The following is a 22,736-nucleotide window of genomic DNA, read 5'->3' on the forward strand; positions in this document are numbered from 1 at the left end:
TGCAAGAATAAGTACCACGAATTATAGAATAGCGCCTTCGGGAACCCGCTGAGAGTCCGTTTAAGCGCTGTTTTCGGCAAATAAGGGGAGAAGCGGGTTTGTCTAGTTTCGTTCTGGGAAGTAGAACTTAGAGAGGCAGTAAGGGCAACCACACGGGATTGCCCTACTTTATTGTTTCAAGGCTGTTTTCAGGAAAACACTTCTAAAATACCGATGGCTTTAAAGCAGTTTTTTTTCAGGGACGAAGTTGTTTCAGGCGCGTTCTACGCCATTTGCCCCAAATTGGAGACTCTCTTTTGAACCGGTATTACTGAAAAGACGCCAAAAATAGGTAGCTTCTTCCAATACTCCCTGGCTAGGCTGCACGTGTAGTATTCGGTTTCCTTCCAGCGCAATGGTCAGTTCTCCCTCCGGTGAGGCGGTTACCTGCCAGACGCGTAATTGGTCTTTTTGCCCCCGAACCAGTTCCTGTAGTTTCCGGTCTCTGAGGTTGCTGCCGGGCACCTGCGGGTCAAAGTCGGGGTTCGCGAGCGCTTGTGTGTCTCTGGGGATTTCCACCTCTTCAAACCGAATAGTGACCGCGTTTGCTTCTTCCAGTTGCCAATGACAGGCTATCTCCAGCGTCCAGGCACCTACGTCCAGAATAAGGCCAGTGGCATTCATGACATGCGCCTTCCCGAAGTGGAAGAACTGCACATGCCCCAGCCGGGTCGTTTTGGTTAAGGGCAGTCCTAGTAAGTGCTGCATTTCGGGAAAGATATTCTCGCTCATAGGTTTGCTTCTGTGAATAAAAACGAAGGTACAGCTTTACCTGCTTAGAACAGACAACGTGTTTTAAAGCTGTTTTTGAAAAAGCAGCGTGAAAGCATTTGGCAGCTTGTGTACGGGATCTGTTGATTTCGGCAATAAACCGTATGTTTAAGGATAGATCGTGCTGATAAGCGTGGGAGATACGTTTATTTGGTAGTTAGCAACAATGCAAAGAACAATAAATGCCAGCAAACGAAAACATAGTAGAACTTAAGATATTCAATTTTGAATCTGAACATGGGCAAATTACCGACATGCTTGGATTAACTCCGACAAAATTTTGGGTAAAAGGTGAGGAATACATTTTTGGTGACGAAAGGAACGGATTAAAGAAGACCCAAGAAAATAATTATTGGGAATATAGGTCTACTAATATTTCAAATGGCTGGATTGGTGACTATATAGACAAGTTTATTGAAGAGATTATTCTTCCAAGAAAGGATATATTAAGAAGGATTACAGAACAGTTCCATACAGAACTTTCAATTGTTCAATACATTTACGACAGCTGCAATCCAGGTCTTTACTTCGACAAAAAGGCAATAAAAACTCTAAATGATTGCGGACTTGAGTTGAATATTGACTTGTATGTTTTAAGCGAGACAGATAAAAAATAATAAAAGCTCAGTTGCTAACACCGTGTAAACCTCTGCTTCGGCCAACTGCCTCGCCGTCGTTTACACAAGTACGTTGGGTAAAATAAAAATGATAGATAGAAACTCAGGTCAACTTACTTTCGGAAAGGACAAGACTATTTCCCCGACAACGGCACTTAGTGAAATAAAAGCTTTCAAATTAAGTGAAGTAGTAGAAGAAAAGAATTTTGGTAACGGATGGATTCACTACACTGTTAGAAATGTGGAAGCATTTGATAAATTCTTCCATTTTACTTTCTCTTTTGATAGAGAGAAGTTAAAATCTACCGAATTAGTAATCAACGAATCTCCTTTCGACTTAAGTAAAGGTTGGGATTCTTGGTGCGAACAAAGAGAACGAGAAAATGCCCTGTTGTATAACAATTGGCTAAATAAGGAAATAGGAACTGACAGAAACTTCACTTGGGGAAAGATTTGGGCAGACTATGACCCAAAATGTGGCGGAAGTTCAATAATTATCAGGTATAACTAGAGAATTACTTGGCACAACCTTGTGTAAACATCATACTTCGGCCGACGGCCTCGCTCATCGTTTACATGAGACCGTTGGTGCGCATTTTAAGAACTTGAAAAGAATAATATACAGAACCCTTCTTTGCCTTGTCTTGCCCTTTACTGGATGCTTTGACAACCTGAGAACCTATTGGAGTGAAGGTAATTATGAAGTATGGGACAGCCCATCTGACCCTTCATGTAAAAACTTAAATTACAATTTGGGGGACGGTTCAGGAATTGGGCGAGTAAAATGTATTTCCCATATCGGCTCCAATGATCGATATATTGTGGCTGCAAGTAATAATGGAGGAACCGAATATTGGATACTAGACAAAGAGAAGGACAACAAATATTTTAACTCTGATGAAATTGTTGAAGGTCCGTTTAATCTGGTAGAGTTCAATGCCGAGAAAGAAAAACTAGGAATAAGCGGCCTTGAATTTGAGAAAGAGTTTAAATAAAGAACGAACACCAACAAGGATAACTATTGCACAACTAGTTCATTTCTGATTATTTTCAAATCTATCGGTTAAAAATGATAAATGAAATCATAATAACTATTCTAGGAGTTGGTTTTATAATTGGAGGAATTACAAAAATCCGAGAGAATGCTTATTTAGAAAGCTATGGGGTAAAAGTGAAGGGTATAGTTTATTCCTTAAAGCAACGGAAAAGCTTGTATTATCCAGTAGTAAAATTTCGGGCAAAAGAAGATAGTTGGATAACACAGGAGTTGGGTATTGTATCTAATCCATCGCTCTATTCTGAGGGTGCTGAGGTAGACTTGATTTATGATCCTGAAAATCCAAAAATTGTAGAGTTGGATTCTTATACCAGTTTGACCATAGCGCCAAAGCTGTTTGTTGTAATTGGCATAGGTTTAATGGCTTATACTATCCTATCCTTGTTTGACTTAATTTAAGACAACACCTAAACGGTCACTTTGCTAAACGGCCTCAGCAAAGTACCGTTGACAACAGCCTTGAGTAGCACCAACTTCAACAAGTAGTTTAACAGCAAAGCAAAATTAAGCGCCTGAAATCCTACACTAGCACTTAAAAAAAGGGAGCCATCTTACATACGTGTAAAATGGCTCCCTTCTTTACTTACCAGCCGTCCTTAACGGCTATTCATTGAGGTTGAAGCATCTTATTGATTCCAGCCGCCGCCTAATGCCCGGTAGATATTCACCATGGCGTTCAGTTGCTGCATTTTGGTTTCAATCAGATCAAACCTGGATTCCAGGGCTTCGCGCTGGGTAAGCAGTACTTCTAAATAATCTGCTCTGGCAGACCGAAAAAGGTTGTTAGAGATATCAATAGACTGAGAAAGCGCCTCTACTTCTTTTGATTTCAAAGCGTAGCTCTTTTCCATGTTACTGATCTTCGCCAGTTGGTTTACTACTTCTATGTTCGCATTTAAAATGGTACGCTCATAGTTGTACACCGCCTGTATCTGTTGGGCATTGGCACCAATGTACATGGCTTTGATGGCGTTTTTGTTTACCAATGGCGCAGTGACATCTCCTACTAAAGAGAACAGCAAAGACTCAGGGTTAAACAGGTGCCCGGGGTTATACGCCTGTAAACCTACTCCCGCAGAAAGCCCCAAAGAAGGGTAGAAGCGGGCTTTGGCCACCTGTACATCTAACTTGGCTGCCTCCAGTTGCAGTTCAGCCTGTCTAATATCTGGGCGGTTAGACAACAACTGCACCGGAATACCTGCCTGTATGGTTTTAGGAACTAAACTAGCAAATGCCTCAAAATCACGTTGCACCGGCTGCGGAAATCTACCTACCAGGAAATTAATGCGGTTCTCCGTTTCCGTGATCTTTTGCTGAATGTCATACTGCAGGCTTTGGGTGTTCAGTACCTGGGCCTGAAATCTCCGAACCGCTAATTCTGTAGTGCGGGCCGCTTCTTTCTGCAGTTTTACAATCTCCAAGGCATTGCTTTGCAGCTTTATGTTCTGCTGTACAATGGCCAACTGATTGTCTAGCGCCAGCAATTCATAGTAAGAGTTGGCAATTTCAGAGATAAGGTTGGTCACCATGAAGTTCCGGCCTTCTACGCTAGCCAGATACCGGTTAACGGCAGATTTTTTGGCATTGCGCAGTTTGTGCCAGATGTCCACCTCCCAGTTAGCAAAGACGCCACCCACAAGGTCTGTCAATGGCTCAGGCATTTCTACGCCTTCTTCCATCTCAGTGGTAGCTTCCATGGCACCAATGTTGGTGAATCTGGCCACTTTCTCTACCCCGGCACCACCTCTAATACCCACAGACGGCAAGTACTCACCGGTTCTGGCTCTTACTTCACTCTGGGCAATCTGAATTTCCTGTAAAGTGATATTCAGTTCCTGGTTGTTCTGCAGCGCGGTGTCAATTAAAGCCGCAAGGTTAGGGTCACTGAAGTACTCTTTCCACTTTAGGGTTGCGGTGTTGGTGGTATCCTGCGAGTTGTTATAACTCGCAGGAACCGCTGTGTTGGCAGATTTTTGAACTAAAGTAGGAACACTACAGGCTGTGTAGGTGAGGGAAATGAAAGTCACTCCCACCCATTTCAATATTCTATTTTTACGCATGGGTTTCACTTTCTTCAATGAGGGGAAAACGGTCAATGGCATGGACATAATCTTCGGTGAGAGAAGTCTCCTCTTCATCTTTGATGAGTTGACGTCCGTCTGCCAGATGCGCGAAGATGAAGTACAATCCAGGAATGATGATCACCCCGAAAATGGTACCGAATAACATACCACCCAAGGCGGAAGCCCCAATAGTCCGGTTACCAATGGCGCCTGCACCGGTGGCAATAATCAACGGGATCAAACCAGCAATAAAGGCGAATGAGGTCATTAAAATAGGCCGGAAACGCACTTTGGCACCTTCAATGGCGGCATCTAAAATAGTGGCTCCCTGGTGACGCTTGAGCACGGCAAACTCCACAATCAACACGGCGTTCTTCCCTAGCAAACCAATGAGCATGATGAGTCCTACCTGGGCATAGATGTTATTCTCCAGTCCCATCAGTTTCAGCACCAGGAATGAACCAAATACCCCCACCGGCAGCGAGAATACCACCGCTAGCGGAATGATAAAGCTCTCGTACTGGGCCGCCAACACGAAGTAGACAAACACCAATACAATCAGGAACACATACAAAGACTCATTTCCCCGGGTAGATTCATCATAAGAAAGGCCTTCCCATGCAATGTCATACCCTTTGGGCAGCGTCTTGGCGGCCACTTCCTGTACCGCTTTGATTGCATCTGCCGTAGTATAGCCTTTGGCCGGAAGCCCCTGAATAGCAGATGAATTGTACATGTTGAAACGGGTCACCTCATTTGGTCCCTGCCCTTTCTTCAATCTCATGAAGGCCGAGTAAGGCACCATTTCTCCCTGGTCGTTCTTCACGAAAAGCTTTAGCACATCTGAGGGCAGCCTTCTGAATTTAGGGTCAGACTGCACGTACACCTTGAAAAACTGCCCGAATTTGATAAACCCTTGCTCATAGGTACTACCAATCAGAATGTTGAGGTTTTCCATGGCCGTTCCAATAGACACTCCTTTCTGCATGGCCAGGTTGTTGTCTATCTCCAGCTCGTACTGCGGATAATTGGCCGCGAAGAAGGTAAACAAACCGGAAAGTTCTGGCCGTTTGCGCAGGTTATCCATGAACTCCTGGTTTATCTTATCAAACTCATGGTAGTCTGTGGTGGTGTTTTTATCCAGCAAACGCATAGAGAAACCACCGGAAGAACCGAAGCCTGGGATGGCGGGTGGCTCGAAGAACTCTACTACCGCCCCAAGCCCTCTGGATTTCTCCTCCAGTTCTTCCATGATCTCTTTCACGGTATGATCCCGGTCTGACCAGTTCTTGAGGTTGATCAAACACGTACCGGCGTTGGAACCGCGACCTTCAGTCATGATCTCATACCCGGCCAAAGAAGATACTGATTCTACTCCTTCAATTTTCTCGCAGATTTTTTGCAACCGTTGAGAAACCTGGTTTGTTTTCTCCAGTGTAGAGCCCGGCGGTGTCTGAATAATGGCATAGATAGTGCCCTGGTCTTCGTTAGGAATAAAGCCCGAAGGAAGAATCAGGTTCTCATAGAAGATACCCGCGCCAAAGGCCAGTAAGATGGCAAACGTGAGCCATCTTCTGCTCACAATCCTCTTCAGCAAGCCAACGTATTTTCCGGTCAGTTTATCAAAACCACGGTTAAAACCGTCCAGCGCTCTGGTCAGCAGGTTTTTCTTTTTCTCATGCCCATGATGGTTCTTCAACAGCATGGCACACAGTACCGGGGTAAGCGTTAGCGCGATGATGGCCGAAATCACAATGGAGCTGGCCATGGTAATGGAGAACTGCCGGTAAAAAGTACCCACCGGTCCAGACATAAAGGAGATAGGCAGGAATACAGATACCATTACGGCCGTGATAGCGATGATAGCACCGCTAATCTCACCCAATACTTTCTTCACCGCCTGGTACGGCGTGAGATGCGGCTCTTCCTCCATCTTGGCATGGACGGCCTCTACCACCACAATGGCATCATCTACCACAATACCAATGGCCAATACAAGTGCGAAGAGCGTTACTAAGTTGATGGAAAGCCCGAAGAACTGAATCACGAAGAACGCCCCTATCAAAGACACCGGTACCGCCAGAATTGGAATCAAGGTAGAGCGCCAGTCGCCCAGGAAGATGAACACCACAATGGCCACCAAGATGAAGGCGTCTCTTAAGGTGTGGATCACTTGCTCAATGGAAGCATCCAGGAACTGAGAAACGTCATAGCTGATTTTATAATCCATGCCCGGAGGGAACGTGGATTTCATGTCCTCCAGCTTGGCTTTTACTTCGGCAATCACATCACTGGCATTACTGCCGTAGTTCTGTTTCAACACAATAGCGGCTGATGGATGACCGTCCAGGTTGGAATAGATATCAAAGAACTCACTTCCTAATTCAACCTTGGCAATATCACCCAGATGAATGCTTTCCCCTTCTGAATTAGCCCGCACAATGATGCTCTCGTACTCTTCGGGCTTGTTGTACCGACCTTTGTAGGTAAGCACATATTCCAGTGACTGCGCGGCTATACCGGAGCTTTGACCAATTCTACCAGGACGCCCGATGATGCTTTGCTCTCCCAACGCCTTCATCACTTCTTCTACAGAGATTTTGTAGGCCCGCATACGGTCAGGGTTCAGCCAAACGCGCATGGCGTATCTGCGGCTACCCAGGATTTGTGCCCGGGCTACCCCTTTGGTCCGCTGTATTTCCGGGATCATCTTCACCGTAGCGTAGTTGAACAGGAACTTCTCGTCCATGCTCTTTTCTTTGGAATAGAGGTTGACGTACATCAACATACTAGGCTGTACCGGGGTAATCACCACGCCTTCGCGCTGCACTAACTCGGGCAGGAGCGGCATTACCTGGTCTACCCTGGTCTTCACCCTTATGACTGCGGTATTGGGGTCTGTGCCCGGCTCAAAAATAATTCTGAGTGTAGCTTCACCCGCACTGGTGGCATCTGTGGCCACATACCGCATTCCTTCCACCCCGTTGATTGCTTGCTCCAGGGTGATGAGTGTGGACTGCACTAACACATCTGCGCTGGAACCAGGATAAGCAATAAAGATATTGACGGTGGTTGGGGCGATGTCTGGGAACTGGGATATAGGCAGCTGCTTGATGGCCAAGCTGCCCATAAAAACGATCATGACCGATATTACAATCGCGAATACGGGTCTTTTTATAAACTTACTAAACATGTCTTTTTAGAAAACTTTTTTACTCGGCATATAAATCCAACTGAGACATGACGGTAGCAGGCTCCACGAATTTGGTGTGAATTTTCTCGTTTTCCCGTACCAGGCGTAAACCTTCCAACAAGATCTTGTCACTTGGTTCCAGTCCTTTCTGAACCACATAGATGTGCGGCAACTCAGCGGCTACCGTAATCTCCCTTGACCTGATCACGTTGTTCTTATCCACTACATAGACATATTTCTTTTCCAGCACTTCAAAGGTGGCTTTCTGCGGAATGAGCAGCGCGTTCTTCATGGGTACTTCCATTAGAATATTCCCGGTTTCGCCGTGGCGCAACAGTCCTTTGGAGTTAGGGAAGGTGGCCCTGAAAGCAATGTTCCCTGTTTCATTGTTGAAGTCTGCTTCAATGGTTTCCACCACGCCCGGGTATTCAAATAACTGCTGGTTGGCCATTTTAAGCTTTACTTTCTGCTTGCCTTCATTCTTTTGAATGGTGCTTTTAAAATCTAGGTATTCTGCTTCGGGCACGTTGAAGTACACCCACATCTGGCTGTTGTCAGAAAGGGTGGTCAACAAGTCGCCCTCGTCTACCAAGCTACCTAACCGTACCTGGAAATGGTCCATGATACCGTCAAAAGGGGCTCTGATCTGAGTGAAGCCTAAGTGTACCTGAGCTAAGGAAACCTCGGCTTTCGCTTTGTTTAATTTAGCTTTGGCCATGGCCAGTTCACCGGGTGCCACTACGTTGCTGGAAGCCAGCTTTTGCGTGTTCTGGTATTCTATCTGTGCAAAACTGGCTTCTGCCTGGGCTTTTTGCAGCTCTGCCTGGTACATGGTAGGCATGATCTGGAACATGATCTGCCCTTTCTTTACCAACTGTCCTTCGTCTACAAAAATCTTCTGCAAGTAACCTTTCTCTAAAGCCCTGATCTCAATGTGGCTCACCGCATGGATCTGGCTGACATATTCCTTCGTGATCAAGGTGTCCTTTACTAGAGGGCTGGTTACTGAAAATTCGGTTTCCTCTTCTTTTGCTTCTTTTTTTGATTCGCAGCTTGTCTGGAAAAACAAGGCACTCAAACTCAGGAGCATGAAAATTCTCTTCATGGTAATTTGTTTTAAAAGAATATATAAGAGATGTGTAATTTGATACACTTGTGCCGTCCGCTAGCATGTGGCTACTGGACGCTGTGCAATTGAAAAATGAATGGAGGTTAGGCTGTAGTAAGCAGCCTATGTAGTGGCTGCATCATATTTTGGAATATGAACTACCTGAATACTTTTTTAATGGTGTGCAAGATGTTACACATGCCTCTGGGTAGCGGTAACTACCAGGTGCGGGCATTAAATACCGTAATGGGTGTGAGGGTTAGGCGAGGAGAATTGCCTAAGAGGAAATTACATCATATCCGGAACACGCGGAATATGAGGTACAATCTGTGTGATGAAAAATAAGAGAAATGCTTACAGAAATGTAAGGCTCTTGTTAGCAGGCCCAGGAAAAGAGCGAGCACATGGGCATAGAAAACAGCAGCAATGAAATGTGTGTTTTCCGCAACGTTTTGGAAGAAAGTGAATTCGTCTTCCTCTTTCTCACTTTCAGAGTAGAGCCTGTTTTTTTCAGCGTCAGGCACCGAAGACTTGAGAGTAGTGGCCAGTTCATGTTGCAGCGTGCTAACGCTGGCCGCATGCACAGAGCCTTTCAAGGAATGAGAAGCACTCTCCTTATTTGGTTGGGCATACAGGTGACTGTATCCGCTCAAGAGGAGGATACATAGCGAAAGAAGATATTTCATGAACGCCTTTGTCATCTGGGGCGCAAAAGTAGATCAGGCTTTTGATAAAGACAAGTTGTGCCTCTTTTAATATTTGTTTCAAATTAAAATATATGTTGCGGACACTCATTTAGACAAAATATAACATTGATATACAGTAAGTTACCCATATCAATACATCCTAAATAATTGTTGATCATATTTGCCTTACACAATCATAATTTAAGGACTATTACATTTTAGATACCTGATTTTAAGTACAAAAACCACCTTCACGCAATAGTTTACAGAATAGCACTTTAGCGTTACTGGTACGTTTTCAGGGACAGAAGCGAGAAGGGAGTACTTGTTTGGCGGCATCAGCAATAAACCAATAGAACATGGATAGCTCAACCACAACCATCCAAACCTGGGACAAACTGGCCGCTGCCTACCAGGATAAGTTCATGGACTTTGACCTGTATGATGATACTTATGATACCTTTTGCCAACTGGTGGAGAAACCCAATGCCAAGGTCTTCGAGATTGGGTGCGGGCCAGGAAACATCACCAAGTATATCTTAGCAAAAAGGCCCGATTTCAAGGTAGAGGCCATTGACGCCGCTCCTAACATGGTTGAGTTAGCCAAAGCAAACAACCCCACGGCTCAGTTCAGGACCATGGATTGCAGGGAGATTAACCCGCATCTGGGTAGCTTTGATGCCATCATGTGCGGCTTCTGCCTGCCCTATCTCTCCAAAGAAGAAAGCACGAACCTCATCAAAGACTGTGCTTTCTTATTGAATTCTGGGGGTATCTTTTACTTCAGCACCATTGAAGGAGATTACCAGCACTCTGGCTATGAAACCAGCAGTAACGGGCGGCACAAAATGCATGTGTACTATCATCAGGAGGATTATCTACAAGAGGCCCTGCAAGAGAACCATTTCGAATTGATACACTTGGTACGGAAGCAATACCCTATCACAGCTGGAACCGCCTCCACCCACATGATTTTCATAGCAAGAAGAGTAACAGGTGTAAATGATAGGAAAACATCAGAGAGCGGATTCTTTTGATTGGACCGCATAAACAGTAAAATCCCCTGCTTCTCTGTTAATGGTTCGTTTTTATGAAAACAACCCGTAAACAGATAAGCAGGGGATTTCTGGGTTTAACTTAGGGCCGAGACTCTTCCTTATTTGGTCTTAGAGTTTTTGTTTGACTGGATAGTAAAGTTAGCTCCTTCCTTTTTCAGGAACAGCTCCACGTCTTCGCCGGTAGTGGCCTGCATGATCTTTTTATACTTTTCAAACAGGGCATCAGACTGTTTTTTGTCGTTGAGAAAGAGACCGTTCTTGCTCAGCTTAAACTCATAGTCGGCTTCAGCAGAGGGGATGAGGCCGTCAGATACCAGCGCGGTCTTGAGTTCCTTCATCATGGCGTCATGTTTCTTCATGCGCTCGTTGTGTTCTTCCATCCTAACGGCATGCTCCGCCATACGCTTGCTGTGTTCTTTCTCCCGCTCAATGTGCTCGGCCATGCGGCGTTTATGCTCTTCCATACGGTGGGCTTGATCTTCCAGCCGTCTTTGCTGGCTGTCACGCATGCTGGCGTCAAACTCTATCCGGCTTTCGGTAAATGCCTCCAACCTAGCCTCGTACTCCTTCATGCGGGCTTCGTATTCCTTTATTTCCTTCTGGTAACGCTTATTACCGGCTTTGTCATCTGCTAACGGGGCCAGAGGAGCCATTGGCGGTACGGGCGGGACGGGTGCTCTTTGCAGTCTTGGGGCATGTGGCGCACGTGGGGTGCGAGACATTGGGGGCATGGGCGCAGGCGGAGCTGGTGGTGCGAAGTTTCCATTCGCCTCAATATCTTCTAAGGAAGCTTCTACCCGGCTCATGGCTCTGCTCACTTCCTCGTCGTTCCGCAGGGTTTTGCCTTTTTTGGCGGCGGCTAATTGCTGGTCAATGCGGCTCTGGTATCTCCCCAGTTCGCTTTTAGGAATGCGCTGGCCGTTCACATACACTTCCACTACCTTGCCTTTCTTGTTCTGCACAATCACCAAGCCGTCTTCCAGTTGCTGCAAGGTCAGATCTTCGTCCTGGGCTTCCGGTTGTTCCTGCGGAGCGGCGAGGCTAAAAGAAGACTGGGCAGGTTCGGGCTGCTTTGTTGGTTCCTGGGCTTGGGCAGGGTGGGTGGGCACGTTGTAGTTGGCCCAGGCGCTGGCAGAGAATATCAGAATGCCGGCAATAACGGCACAACTGGCCAGAAACCCTTCTGAGAAAGAAGGCCTACGGGTAGATTTCTGCACCAGTCTGGTGATGCGGCTTAACAAGGACCTGCGGCGGCCCGAAAAGGCGACGGCCAGGCGTGGTGGAGTTACATTCGTTTTCATGAGCAGTTCTTCTAAATTGGTTAAAGCGTAAGCATAAGTGAGCGAATCGCCGCATAGCGCCAGGGCGAGGTCATCACAGGCGTGTTCCCGCTCGGTGCGGGCGCAGTCAGAAATCCACCAGACAGCAGGGTGAAAGAAAAACAGGGTTTCCACCATACTTTGCAGCAGATTCAGGAGGTAATCGCGGCGGTGGATGTGCGCCAGTTCATGCGCCAGAATGGCTTCTACCTGCACCGTAGACAAACCCGTTAGGGCTCCCAAGGGCAGCAGAATCAACGGCTTGAAATGACCTATAACCATGGGCACCTGTACCAGGGCAGATTCTGCTACGCTTACCAGTTGGTGCATTCCCAAGGCTCGGGACAACTCCTGGGCTTTCTGTTGCCACCCTTCGGGCACCGCCCGGGTACGGTAAGATTTTAGCCGTTGCACGTACACCCAGCCGCCCAACACGCGCAACCCCATCAGCAGCATGCCCATAAACCACAGAATGACCACGGCCGGGAGGTGCTGGTTCAAATAATCCTGTCCTTGCGTGAGAGTGTTTTCCCAGACAGAAGGCGGAGCCGTTTTCAAGACAATGGTCTGCAAAGACGGTTCAGGACTCACCACTGCAGCGGTCATCTCTTCGCCGGCGGCGATGTTGGCCTGGTAGAGCTTGCAGTACGTGACCACCGAAATAAGCAGCAGCGCCATCAGGCTTCCCCAAGTAACCCAGTAGCGGGTAGCAGCCGAATGCCGGTGCATTAACCTGAGCAGGACCCCAACCAACAGGGCCATTACTGCTCCTTGCCAGAGCGAGTGCAGGAGCGTGTACCCTAGCGCATGGGTGACCGCCTGCGGGAGTACATCATGAATCAGCGTTTGAGGAGTCATCTTCCAGTTTTTTCAAAAGGTGGCGTATTTGGTTTAATTCATCTGGGGTGGTGCGGTGATTGCCTAGGGCTTGCATGACCAGTTTCATGGCCGAGCCCCGGAAAGTGGTGTCCAGGAAACGGCCCAGGAGGTGCTGCTGGGTTTCTTCTTCGGTGACGGCGGCGCGGTACACGTGCGAGCGGCTTTCCTCATCGCGGGAAACCAGGCTCTTCTCGTACATGATCTGCAGCAGTTTTAGGGTAGTGGTATAGCCTGTTTCCTTTGCTTTATTCTGTTCTTCGTTCACAAACCGGACAGTGCTGGGACCATGCTGCCACAGGATCTGCAAAATTTCCAGTTCGGTTTCAGTGGGTTTGATTGGGGCTGTATTTTCCATGCTCTTTCTTCTCGGCTCTATCCTACGACTTATTTCGTAGTCAATTATACGAAGCTTTTCGTAAAAAGAAAATGTTTGCACGAAATTTTTCGTAATTAAGACCTGATTCAGCTCTATTTGCCTGCATCACACTGATTACCAGCACTATCAAGAATAACAATTGTTTTAGTAGTCCTTTTTGGAAAACAGCCTATAAAAGAAAACCCGCATACCCGCCGTTCAGGAGAAAAGCGGATGCCTACTTTTTTGAGCAGTCGTTTGGTTTTCTCTTCCGTACTTTACCCCATGAAGAAAATATTCCTGTTAGGGCTTTGCCTGAGTTTGCTGAGTTGTCTGCCCGCTTTGGCCCAACGCTATAAAACCGCCGCTGGTCTGCGCATTGGCAATGATGAGTTTGGCGGCACCATTCAGCAAAAGATTCTGGATAAAACTACGTTGGAAGGCATTGTCACTGCCGGAACAAGACAGGTAACGGCCACTGTACTGGCCGAACAACACTTTCCTGTGCTGGGACAGCGCTTCAACTACTATATGGGCGGCGGGGTACACGGTGGCCACTTGAAAGACTACGGAAGCATCTACGGCTTTGACGTAATTGGCGGCTTGGAATATAAAGTAAACGGGCTCCCGTTCCTGTTTTCTGCCGACCTTAAACCTGCCATTCACCTCCGGCACGAGGACTGGTTTGATTTTGGGGGCGCCTTCTCCATCCGTTACGTGATCATAAAGGAGAAACCACCCACTCCGGGGCAGATTATCAAAAGCATTTTCAGCCCTTCAGACAAAAAGAAGAAAAAGAAAAAGGAGGGTTCCTCTATATTCAAATTTTAGTAGAACGGAGTGTTTCTGATTAAAGCCTGTTATCTGTAAAACAGCCTCTAATCAGGAAAAAAGCCACCTAGTTTTTCAGGCATTGAAGGTCACTTTCCCGGCAGAGGTGGTAGAAGTTCTTGCAGCAGTAGCAGGAACACCCGTTGGGCCTGGCATCCGCTCACCGGCTTGGTTAATATAGATCACTTCTTGTTTGTAGCGCATGCCGCTTAACGCATCTTGCAAGGCCAAACCAGAACCAATACACATAGCGAATAATAAGACGATAATTTTCATGGCTTTATGTTTAAGGTAATAAATAGACTATCTCATTGGCGGGAAGTTGCATCCCTTTCTAAGCCCGACACCGGAATTGTTTGTTTATTCTTCCTGCCCTGCTACAACTAAAAGATGCCAAGGCTGTCCTTTTGGTTGTCTGCTCAGGCTACTTTCTTTTCCAAAGCTGTGCCAACTCATAATCACCTTACAGGTCAATTAGTTACACAACTACATGTCTTTGTAACTGTCCGGGTGTGAACTGATTATGTCCAGAAATGAACAATGTGCGGTCAAGCCGATTTTGCGGTGAAAACACCCTCTTCGCGGCTAGCGCCCTATCCACTGCGATGCCCTTACGTATTGCTATTATGCTTCCAGATTTAACGCCTGAACTAACCTTCCAGACTTCGCGCAGCAGTGGCCCCGGCGGACAGAACGTGAACAAAGTAGCCAGCCGGGTAGAAGTGTGGTTTTCTATTGAGAACTCCGCCCTCCTGACGCCGGAACAGAAAACCCTGCTCCTGGAAAAGCTTTCTCCCCGCCTGAACAAAGAAGGATTTCTGCACCTGGCCAGCCAGGAGGACCGCAGCCAGCTGGCCAATAAAGAACTGGTAGTGCAGAAACTCTATGAGGTGCTGGAACAAGCGCTGCATCGTCCTAAACCCCGCAAAAAAACCAAGCCCTCCAAAGCAGCTGTGCAGAAACGCCTGTTGGCGAAGCAAAAGCAAGGACAGAAGAAAGCGAATAGAAGGGTTGGTGGGGAGGATTGAGTTGTTTTAAGGCTGTTCTTTTAGAAATAGACTCAGAACACATTATGGCGGCTACTGAACTCAGCTTAGGATATATTTCGGATATGCTTTATAGTGCATGCAGTCTGCTATTCCCTTAGCTTGTCCGCTTGTTCTGTGGGTGCAAATACTTTGATGTTTCATCTTTTCTGGTAAGCGCTCACGGCCGCGAGGCCTCGTCTTCCCCTCTCGCACTGCCCTTTCGGCCTGCATTGTTTATCTCGCTTAGCAGGCGTCTATCTAGGGCCAAAAGCGAGGCGCGCTCGGGGAAGACTGGAAAAGGGAAAGTTGCAGAAGCGGTGATGGAGGAACAAGTGTCCAGCCTGTCTCTACAGATATCTTTAACAAGTAAATGCTGATTATGTAGGGGCATCCCTTGTGGTTGCCCTTTTTGGGTGATTGTTCCTACAGGCGGGAGGCGGGTAGGAAATGGGAGACACCAAGGGCAACCACAAGGGATGCCTCTACATTTTCTGGTTTGTTACCCTCTTCAGTGGAGCATGGGTAAGTTTACCCCATTCCTATCTCCTGCTGAATGCAGCATTCAATATTGATAGTAGTTTGTAGAAAATAGATTAAAAACGTTACCACTCTTCACCCTACAAGAAACGAACTGCCCAAAGAAAGCAAGTGTCAATTACAACTTTCCCCTTTCCAGTCTTCCCTGAGCGCGCCTCGCTTTTGGCCATAGATAGACTTGAACTAAGCGCAAAGGACAAGTCAGGCCGAAAGGGCAGTGCGCGAGGGGAAGACGGGGCCTCGCGGCCGTGAGCGCACGAAGGGCAGCCATGCAACAACAAAGCATAAGGGCACCGCATCAACCACCCGCCACGCCAGCAGCAGGCAAAAGGCATGCACCAACTAATTCACTTTAAAGGAACAAGCTTCTAAGTAGATACTGAAACCAACCTTTACCTCCTTCTTAAAAACTTAACTGAATACCATTCGTCAGGTTATACAGATAGTTGGGAATAGGCACAATAGGCCGGTTCTCATAGGTATGGGAGAAGTTGGTGGTTAGTTGGAAGCGGGAGTTTATCTTCATGACAATGGAGACATCGCCGCTGAACCGGTGCCGTCCCATATCGGCTGGGCGGTCATAGCCTACCTGGTAATAATGGATGGTGCTCAGCTCCAGAAACGGGTTCAGGGGTAGCCGGATGCTGGCATAGCTGGAAAGCTTGGGAATGTCTTTGTTAATGTAGCGGTCTTCCTCCAGGTTGTGCCAACGCTCGTGCTCTTGCATGACGCCCGTGCCCAGGTTAAACCGAAGATTGTCTTTTTGAACCACCGCAAACCGGATACCAGCCCCCACCAACAGCCGCAGCTCCAACCCTCGGTTATAGTCATACTGCCCCTGTCCGAAGGCCTCATAAGACAAACGCTGCTTCCGCTGGAACGTGACGCGGCCGTGCACATAGCCGGTTTCTATCTGGGTTTCGCCTTTGAGGCGCACGTAATTGTAGGAACCCAGTAGCAGGTACGTGTTGTGTTCAGACACATACCCGATGTTCCCGTTGCCGGTAAGTCCCAGAAAATGGTCGGTTTTGCCTTCTTTGCCCGTAGCCCGGTTAAAGAGATTCAGGTTAACGCCCAGTTTACCAGTGAAGTAATGGGAAGAGTCTTTTTCTACCCGTGCTTTTTCCACGTTCAGGATTTGGGCCGAGGCAGTAGCAATACAAAGAGAAAAAAAGAAGCAAAAGAGGAAAAGACGTAAAAAAGTAAGCATACGCAATAGTAGGGGCACTGCCCGCACGGTACAGTGTCATTTCAAAACAAGCCGAAGCTCTGGAAAATCGCTCCCTTTTAGGGGAAAACAGGTCCGCCAGAAACGCTTCTATCCCGAAGGTATAGATTTCAGGTTAAACGGCCAGTCACTTTTGCCACAAATTGCGCTTTTCATGCCAGAAATGGAGTGAAAAGATTCTGCAAAACCATCACAGCTGTAGCAAAAACTACCTACAGAATAAGAGTTTTACAAAAATGAGAATGCCCGCTTTTTAGGGCTGCTTTCCCGAAAACAAACATAAAACAAGGTTGTGCTTAATGTGCTCAACAGTAAAAGGCCCGTCACGAATGGTCTGTGTTGGGAAGCTGTACTTAGAAACCAATATTTTCCACTCGCTCGCCTCAGGCGAGTGTGAGCTACCTGCGGCGTCCCGCCGCTAATGAATAGAACCTAAGTGGATTTCAGTAACTCGCCTGAGGCGAGCGAGTATTCTTTTCAGTTTGCGCCGGGGAAACCTTTAATAGCCTCACTTAGGTCATAGACGGGCACGTCGGGGATGGCTTGTGCGATAATGCTCACGCCAACCGCCGACCGGTACCCGGCGGCACAATGCACCACAATAGGTTTATCAAAAGGAATCTCGTCAATGCGTTCGCGAAGTTCTGGCAAGGGTATGGCTACGGCATTGGTGAATATGGGCTGCTCTTTTACCTCATTCCTATTGCGCACATCTATAATGGTATAGGCGGCTGGATTGGCCTTGAAGTGCGCCACATCCAGCAGCGGGAGTTGCTCTGTTCCTTCGGGGGCAACGGGTAAGGCTCCTGAAATGAAAGGTTCGTAACCAATGCTGGCAATTCTGCAAATCAAGCTCCGAAGCTTTTCTTCGTCTTCGCCAATCAGGTAAAATCTTTCGTCGGGACCTACAATAGAGCCTAGCCAGGTCTCAAATTTAGGGCCTTCCTGCAGGTTAATGGCGCCGGGCAAATGCCCTTGCTTGAACTTGTCCTGAGGGCGCGTGTCAAGGAGAAGGCAGTCTTTGTCTAGTTTATGGTTGGGTTCCAGAAAAGGCACCTGTTTCACTGAGGTCTGGAACTTAGGCGCTCCTTTACGGTTCAGGTGCACGTCATAGGCAAAATATTTAGGTACAAAGGGTAAGTCTTTGGTGAGAAAGGTTACAAAATCCTCTTCGGTCATTTCCTGCAAGGCGGGGTTGGTCTGCTTTTCATCCCCAATGGTGCTGCACTTGGCATCGCTTAAGGCTTTGCCGCAAAGGCTACCGGCTCCGTGCGCCGGGTACACCAGCACATGATCTGGCAGCGTCATCAGTTTCTGGCGGGTTGAGCGGTACAGCTGCCGGGCCAGTTCCTGGCGGGCAGCGGCTTCATGGTCTTCGTTTTCCCTCAAATCTGGACGGCCTACATCTCCTACAAAAAGCGTATCGCCGGTGAATACCGTGTGCTCTTTGCCAGATTCATCGCGCAGCAGAATGGAGATACTGTCTGGCGAGTGGCCGGGGGTGTTTAGCGCCTCAAGGGTTACATTTCCTATGCGCAGCGTATTTCCTTCATCAAAGGGCGTGTGATTGTATTTCGCCTTGGCGTGTTGGCTCACGTAAATAGGAATTTGCTTGGCTTCAGACAGCTCCAGGTGCCCACTTACAAAATCGGCGTGCGGGTGCGTTTCAATGATAGCGGTGATTTTGGCATCATGAATCATGGCGTACTCTTCGTACTGCCGGGGGTCACGCGCCGGGTCAATGACCGCAATCTCAAAATCATCCATGATGATGTAAGAGAAATGGGCGAGGTTTTTGTCTTCAAATTGCTCAATCTTCATATCACTTACAGGTACGTATCAGGAGCAGACATCGTTGGAGCATGCGGCTTGCTTCTGCCCACTTCATAAGGCGCGTTTGCTTCCTTCTCTTTTCTGTTTTATTTTAACACCCTTTGGCAAGGCCTTTCGTTGATACCCGTATAGTTTTGCCAAGAAATACTTCAGAGAAGGTCTACCCTAGTGTACCCTAACCTTTAACCCCCTGACTTATGCAAGTACCCAACGGAACCCTGATAGCCCTGGGCGGCGGCGATGACGACGGTTTGCTACGCCTGATCCGGTCTGAGCTTTGCAGCGTCAACTCTCACATTGAGGTGATTACCACGGCCACCCTGGAGCCCATGGAATCTGGCCAAGCGTACAAAGAAGGCTTTGAAGAACTGGGCTGCAAAAGCGTACGGTTCATGCACATTGATGAAGACAACGAGGCCGATAAACCGGAATATCTTTCCCGCATTGCCAAGGCCGAGGTCATTTTCTTTACCGGGGGCAATCAGTTACGCCTGAAAGAATTTCTGGCTGGTTCCCAACTGCACCAGCTCATGCAACGCCGTTACAAGGAAGAAGAGATTACCATTGCGGGCACCAGCGCTGGGGCCGCTGCCATGTCTGACCGCATGATTTATGAAGGCCACAGCTATCATTCGCTGCAGAAAGGCGAAGTAAAAACCACCAATGGTCTCTCTTTTATCCAGAATGTCTTCATTGATACCCACTTCACAGAACGCGGCCGGTTTGGACGTCTGGCCCACGTGGTCACCAAACGACCCGAGTTTGTAGGCATTGGCTTAGGCGAGGAAACCGGCATCATTATCAGGGGTGGTAACCACGTAGAAGTGTTCGGGAACGGGGTGGTCACCATCATGGACGGCTCTCACGTGCGTTATTCTAATTTAGACGAAGTAGAGGAAGGCGAACCTATTGCCATTGAGAACCTAACCATGCACCTGCTAGTGGAAGGCCACGAATACTGCCTCTCTGACCGGCATTTCCGGAAGGTTTCCCAACAGAAACGTAAAACTTCCAGCGAAACATAAGTTTTGATTAAGGCTTCCGCTGAGGGAGGTATGATGCGTTTTAAGCTTGATTTTTGGAAAATGGCTTTGGAATGCGAGCTGTGACGCGTCTTGAGGTTAGTTGGTGCATGGGGTGTGCTGATGTCTAGGTCGCTTTTTGCGTGGGTAGAAGTAGGTGCATGCAGTTTGTTTTTCCCTTGGTTTTTCTGTTGTTGCGAGGTGCAAATACTATTTTGTTTCATCTTTGGCGGTAAGCGCTCACGGCCGCGAGGCCCCGTCTTCCCCTCGCGCACTGCCCTTTCGGCCTGAGACGTCTGTCTCTCTTAGCAAGTGTTTGTTCAGGGCCAAAAGCGAGGCGCGCTCAGGAAAGACTGGAATGGGGAAAGTAGCGGGAGTAGCGCAAATGATTTTACTAGAAAACATGGTTCAAGTCTGTGACTTGGACCAACCATGACTGGAAGTTTGCAACTTCCGTGAGGCGAAGCCTCAAAAGAACGTCTGCTGAACCAGAAAGAGCAAACGGGTAACTCTGCGCCATGGTGTGCGTGGCAGGGCTATACTTTAAATCTTGTTAGTTTGTATTGCTATTTGCTTCTCGGCAGATTTTGCCAGCATGCAAAAAGGTGCGTTTCAAGGACGCTTTCTGAGAAACAGCCCTGAAACGCACCTTTCGGTACTCTCAAAAGAAATGAAGTATTTGCTGAACTTACAGCCTGAACTCTTTCTGCAATTCCATATTAATGGCTACGCCTGCTTTGGTGCCTTCGGCGGCAGCTACAATCACTAACTGCATGTCGCGGGCGGCGTCTCCGGCTACGTAGAGGCCGGGCACGTTGGTTTGCTGGTGTTTGTAGGTTCTGACCACGCCTTTGCTGGTGAAATCGCACTGGAGTTGGCGGGCCAGGTCTGAACGTTGGTCTGAACCGGTAGAGAAAAACATGACCTCGCGGTTTTCTACCTGTCCGTTCTTGAGCACGATGCGCTGCATGTGTTTGCCTTCGCCCTCTACTCGTTCAATACCGGCGGTGTTTATCTGTACTTTGTTGCGGGCCAGCAGCTCACGGTCTTCGCGGGTGAGGCGGTTGGTACCGTCTGTGAACAGCATCACGTCACTGCTCCAGGTCTTGAGCGACAGCGAAAGACCAATAGCATCGCGGTTTTTGCCATATGCCGCCAAGGGTTTGTTTCGGGATTCAAAGCCGTCGCAGTATGGGCAGTGGTGAATGCTGCCGCCGTAGAAGGGCTCTGCACCGGGTATTTGAGGCCAGCGGTCGCTTAAGCCAGTAGCCAGCAGCACCTTTCTGGAAAGGTACACCTGGTCATCTTCATCGGTGGCTTTGAACAGGTCGGTTTCTTTGGTGATCTGCACAATGCGTTTATGCTTGAATTCTACCTCGTACTTTTCCAGATCTTCGCGCCCCAGGCGCAGAAACTCTCCCGGCGGCGTTCCATCTCGACTTATGAAACCGTTCATGTTATGGGCGTAGTGGTTCCGGTATTCGCCGGAATCAAACAGGGCTACTTTCCGCATGCAACGCCCCAGCAACATGGCTGCACTCAGCCCGGCCGGGCCTCCGCCAACAATCAATACATCATACATAGTTCTCTATCGCTTAACCAGTCATGGCTAAACGCATCTGGCAAAAAAGGGATGGGTTCAGCGGCACTTTTTTCTCTGAACCATCTTGGTTTCTGACTTATTCCATGAGGTCACGGTCTGGCTGCTTTTAGCCCATCTGCCCACAAGATTAATATTTTACAAAAAAAATAGTGCTTATGCATACTACTATCTAAATATCAATTCAATTTTTCTATATTTGGTTAGCAAATTTACATGAACCAAATACACTTATTCTTAACTAGCAAACGCATGAAAAGTAGATTTTTAGCCTTATTGGGCAGTGCTGTGCTCTCAGCGGGCGTTGCCAATGCGGGGGGCTTCCAGGCCAACCTACAGGGGCAAAAGCAAATTGGCATGGGGCACGTGGGTACTGGACTGGCGTTGGACCAGAGCAGTATTTTCTTTAACCCAGGGGCTTTGGCCCACCTGCGGCAGAATGGGATCCAGTTAGGGGTAAGTGCCTTGAATGCGAAGATTGCGTACAGAGCCCCGGCACCGGCCATCAATGAAGCGTACACAGACAACCCTCTCAGCACTCCTTTTCAGGTATACGCTTCTTTTGGAAAAGAGGAGAGTCCGCTCCGTTTCGGGATTGGGGTGTATACGCCTTATGGTTCATCGGTTAACTGGGGGAAGACATGGCAAGGTCGCTTCGGCTTAAATGAGCTGACGCTGCAAGCTATCTTCATTCAACCTACCATCAGTTACCGGATATCAGACAAACTGGGCATTGGGGCTGGTTTCGTTTATTCTACCGGCAGTGTAAACCTGCAAAGAAGCATTCCGCTGGCCTATCCGTTGTCAACGGGGCAGTATGCCGAGGGCGGGGTAGAACTGGACGGTGCCGCCAGTGGCTTTGGCTTTAACGTGGGGGTTTTCTTCCAACCTACAGAAAAGCTTTCTTTGGGCCTTACCTACCGGTCTAAAGTAGAAATGGAAGTAGAAGAGGGTGATGTGACGTTTGCACTTCCTACGTCTCCTTTGGTGACAAGCCAGTTCCAGGCAACGCAGTTTGACGCCAAACTTCCATTACCGGCCAATATTACCTTGGGTATTGGCTTCAAACCCACCGATGCCCTTACCCTTGCTGTTGATGTGCAACGCGTGGAGTGGAGCGCCTACAAATCTCTTCGCTTTGACTACAATGCCGGCATACGTGGTGAGATGTTTTCTGAAAGCCCCCGCAACTATGAAGATTCTTACATTTACCGCATAGGTGCCCAGTATCAGGTTTCTGACCTCTTCACCATTAGAGCAGGCGGATATTATGACAATTCTCCGGTTCAGGCGGGTTATCTTACGCCAGAAACGCCAGATGCAGACTCAAGAGGAGTTTCTGCTGGTTTGACTCTGGCCCTTAGTGAGAAAGTGGACCTGGACGCTTCCTTCCTGTACATCAACAAGAAAGAGCGCACAGATGACGCCAGCAAATCTGGCGGCGTACCCGGTACTTATAAGTCTGTGGCGTACATTCCGGGCGTAGGCCTTAATTACAAGTTTTAATTTAAA

The 22,736-nt window shown here is 47.9% G+C and carries 19 protein-coding genes; 9 read left to right on the forward strand and 10 right to left on the reverse strand.

Annotated elements, in window-relative coordinates; all coding sequences use genetic code 11:
- Positions 1 to 252 precede the first annotated feature (252 nt).
- The gene (locus tag ACY0JR_RS01925; RefSeq protein ID WP_462632131.1) at positions 253 to 771 is read right to left on the reverse strand and encodes a hypothetical protein; all 519 of its coding nucleotides are present in this window, start codon (positions 769 to 771) and stop codon (positions 253 to 255) included.
- Between the two features lie 221 nt (positions 772 to 992).
- Here ACY0JR_RS01925 and ACY0JR_RS01930 point away from each other — a divergent pair, with 221 nt between their 5' ends.
- The 4 genes from ACY0JR_RS01930 to ACY0JR_RS01945 all read left to right on the forward strand — a co-directional run bounded on the left by ACY0JR_RS01930 (position 993) and on the right by ACY0JR_RS01945 (position 2,883).
- Positions 993 to 1,427, forward strand: coding sequence for a DUF4279 domain-containing protein (locus tag ACY0JR_RS01930; RefSeq protein ID WP_462632132.1), 435 nt, complete (start codon positions 993 to 995; stop codon positions 1,425 to 1,427).
- Positions 1,428 to 1,515: 88 nt separating this feature from the next.
- On the forward strand, positions 1,516 to 1,938 hold the full coding sequence (locus ACY0JR_RS01935; protein WP_462632133.1) for a hypothetical protein: 423 nt from the start codon (positions 1,516 to 1,518) through the stop codon (positions 1,936 to 1,938).
- Between the two features lie 94 nt (positions 1,939 to 2,032).
- Entirely contained in the window at positions 2,033 to 2,422 is a 390-nt protein-coding gene (locus ACY0JR_RS01940; RefSeq protein WP_462632134.1) for a hypothetical protein, read from the forward strand.
- 74 nt (positions 2,423 to 2,496) lie between these two features.
- Positions 2,497 to 2,883, forward strand: a complete 387-nt coding sequence (locus ACY0JR_RS01945) for a DUF3592 domain-containing protein (protein WP_462632135.1) — start codon at positions 2,497 to 2,499, stop codon at positions 2,881 to 2,883.
- A 227-nt stretch (positions 2,884 to 3,110) separates the two neighbouring features.
- On the opposite strand, the gene ACY0JR_RS01950 is transcribed toward ACY0JR_RS01945, so the two are convergent.
- Genes ACY0JR_RS01950 through ACY0JR_RS01960 form a run of 3 tightly spaced genes read right to left on the reverse strand, consistent with a single transcriptional unit; the run spans position 3,111 to position 8,845 of the window.
- The gene (locus tag ACY0JR_RS01950) at positions 3,111 to 4,544 is read right to left on the reverse strand and encodes a TolC family protein (RefSeq protein ID WP_462632136.1); all 1,434 of its coding nucleotides are present in this window, start codon (positions 4,542 to 4,544) and stop codon (positions 3,111 to 3,113) included.
- Positions 4,537 to 7,740: an efflux RND transporter permease subunit gene (locus ACY0JR_RS01955; RefSeq protein WP_462632137.1), complete on the reverse strand. Its 3,204-nt coding sequence runs from the start codon at positions 7,738 to 7,740 to the stop codon at positions 4,537 to 4,539. Before ACY0JR_RS01955 ends, ACY0JR_RS01950 begins: the two co-directional genes overlap by 8 nt.
- 19 nt (positions 7,741 to 7,759) lie before the next feature.
- Positions 7,760 to 8,845: an efflux RND transporter periplasmic adaptor subunit gene (locus tag ACY0JR_RS01960; protein WP_462632138.1), complete on the reverse strand. Its 1,086-nt coding sequence runs from the start codon at positions 8,843 to 8,845 to the stop codon at positions 7,760 to 7,762.
- 1,048 nt (positions 8,846 to 9,893) lie between these two features.
- On the opposite strand from ACY0JR_RS01960, the gene ACY0JR_RS01965 reads away from it, so the two are divergent.
- Positions 9,894 to 10,571, forward strand: a complete 678-nt coding sequence (locus ACY0JR_RS01965) for a class I SAM-dependent methyltransferase (protein ID WP_462632139.1) — start codon at positions 9,894 to 9,896, stop codon at positions 10,569 to 10,571.
- Between the two features lie 119 nt (positions 10,572 to 10,690).
- On the opposite strand, the gene ACY0JR_RS01970 is transcribed toward ACY0JR_RS01965, so the two are convergent.
- Both ACY0JR_RS01970 and ACY0JR_RS01975 read right to left on the reverse strand, forming a co-directional pair.
- Entirely contained in the window at positions 10,691 to 12,769 is a 2,079-nt protein-coding gene (locus ACY0JR_RS01970) for a M56 family metallopeptidase (protein WP_462632140.1), read from the reverse strand.
- Positions 12,744 to 13,145: a BlaI/MecI/CopY family transcriptional regulator gene (locus ACY0JR_RS01975; protein WP_462632141.1), complete on the reverse strand. Its 402-nt coding sequence runs from the start codon at positions 13,143 to 13,145 to the stop codon at positions 12,744 to 12,746. Before ACY0JR_RS01975 ends, ACY0JR_RS01970 begins: the two co-directional genes overlap by 26 nt.
- Positions 13,146 to 13,430: 285 nt before the next feature.
- Here ACY0JR_RS01975 and ACY0JR_RS01980 point away from each other — a divergent pair, with 285 nt between their 5' ends.
- Positions 13,431 to 13,976, forward strand: a complete 546-nt coding sequence (locus ACY0JR_RS01980; protein WP_462632142.1) for a hypothetical protein — start codon at positions 13,431 to 13,433, stop codon at positions 13,974 to 13,976.
- A 75-nt stretch (positions 13,977 to 14,051) separates the two neighbouring features.
- Here ACY0JR_RS01980 and ACY0JR_RS01985 read toward each other — a convergent pair whose 3' ends face one another.
- Complete coding sequence (locus ACY0JR_RS01985) at positions 14,052 to 14,252, reverse strand: hypothetical protein (RefSeq protein ID WP_462632144.1); 201 nt, start codon at positions 14,250 to 14,252, stop codon at positions 14,052 to 14,054.
- 329 nt (positions 14,253 to 14,581) lie between these two features.
- On the opposite strand from ACY0JR_RS01985, the gene arfB reads away from it, so the two are divergent.
- The gene (gene arfB / locus ACY0JR_RS01990) at positions 14,582 to 15,004 is read left to right on the forward strand and encodes an alternative ribosome rescue aminoacyl-tRNA hydrolase ArfB (protein ID WP_462632145.1); all 423 of its coding nucleotides are present in this window, start codon (positions 14,582 to 14,584) and stop codon (positions 15,002 to 15,004) included.
- A gap of 940 nt (positions 15,005 to 15,944) precedes the next feature.
- Here the strand turns inward: arfB and ACY0JR_RS01995 are convergent.
- A complete protein-coding gene (locus ACY0JR_RS01995; protein ID WP_462632146.1) occupies positions 15,945 to 16,751 on the reverse strand; it encodes a DUF481 domain-containing protein in 807 nt (268 codons plus the stop codon).
- Between the two features lie 495 nt (positions 16,752 to 17,246).
- On the reverse strand, positions 17,247 to 18,590 hold the full coding sequence (locus ACY0JR_RS02000; RefSeq protein ID WP_462632147.1) for an MBL fold metallo-hydrolase: 1,344 nt from the start codon (positions 18,588 to 18,590) through the stop codon (positions 17,247 to 17,249).
- Between the two features lie 209 nt (positions 18,591 to 18,799).
- Here ACY0JR_RS02000 and ACY0JR_RS02005 point away from each other — a divergent pair, with 209 nt between their 5' ends.
- Positions 18,800 to 19,627, forward strand: a complete 828-nt coding sequence (locus tag ACY0JR_RS02005) for a cyanophycinase (RefSeq protein ID WP_462632148.1) — start codon at positions 18,800 to 18,802, stop codon at positions 19,625 to 19,627.
- A 685-nt stretch (positions 19,628 to 20,312) separates the two neighbouring features.
- Here the strand turns inward: ACY0JR_RS02005 and ACY0JR_RS02010 are convergent.
- A complete protein-coding gene (locus ACY0JR_RS02010; protein WP_462632149.1) occupies positions 20,313 to 21,206 on the reverse strand; it encodes an NAD(P)/FAD-dependent oxidoreductase in 894 nt (297 codons plus the stop codon).
- A gap of 270 nt (positions 21,207 to 21,476) precedes the next feature.
- On the opposite strand from ACY0JR_RS02010, the gene ACY0JR_RS02015 reads away from it, so the two are divergent.
- The gene (locus ACY0JR_RS02015; protein ID WP_462632150.1) at positions 21,477 to 22,730 is read left to right on the forward strand and encodes an OmpP1/FadL family transporter; all 1,254 of its coding nucleotides are present in this window, start codon (positions 21,477 to 21,479) and stop codon (positions 22,728 to 22,730) included.
- The last annotated feature ends 6 nt before the right edge of the window (positions 22,731 to 22,736 follow it).

This window comes from Rufibacter sp. JT3400010, from assembly GCF_054956755.1.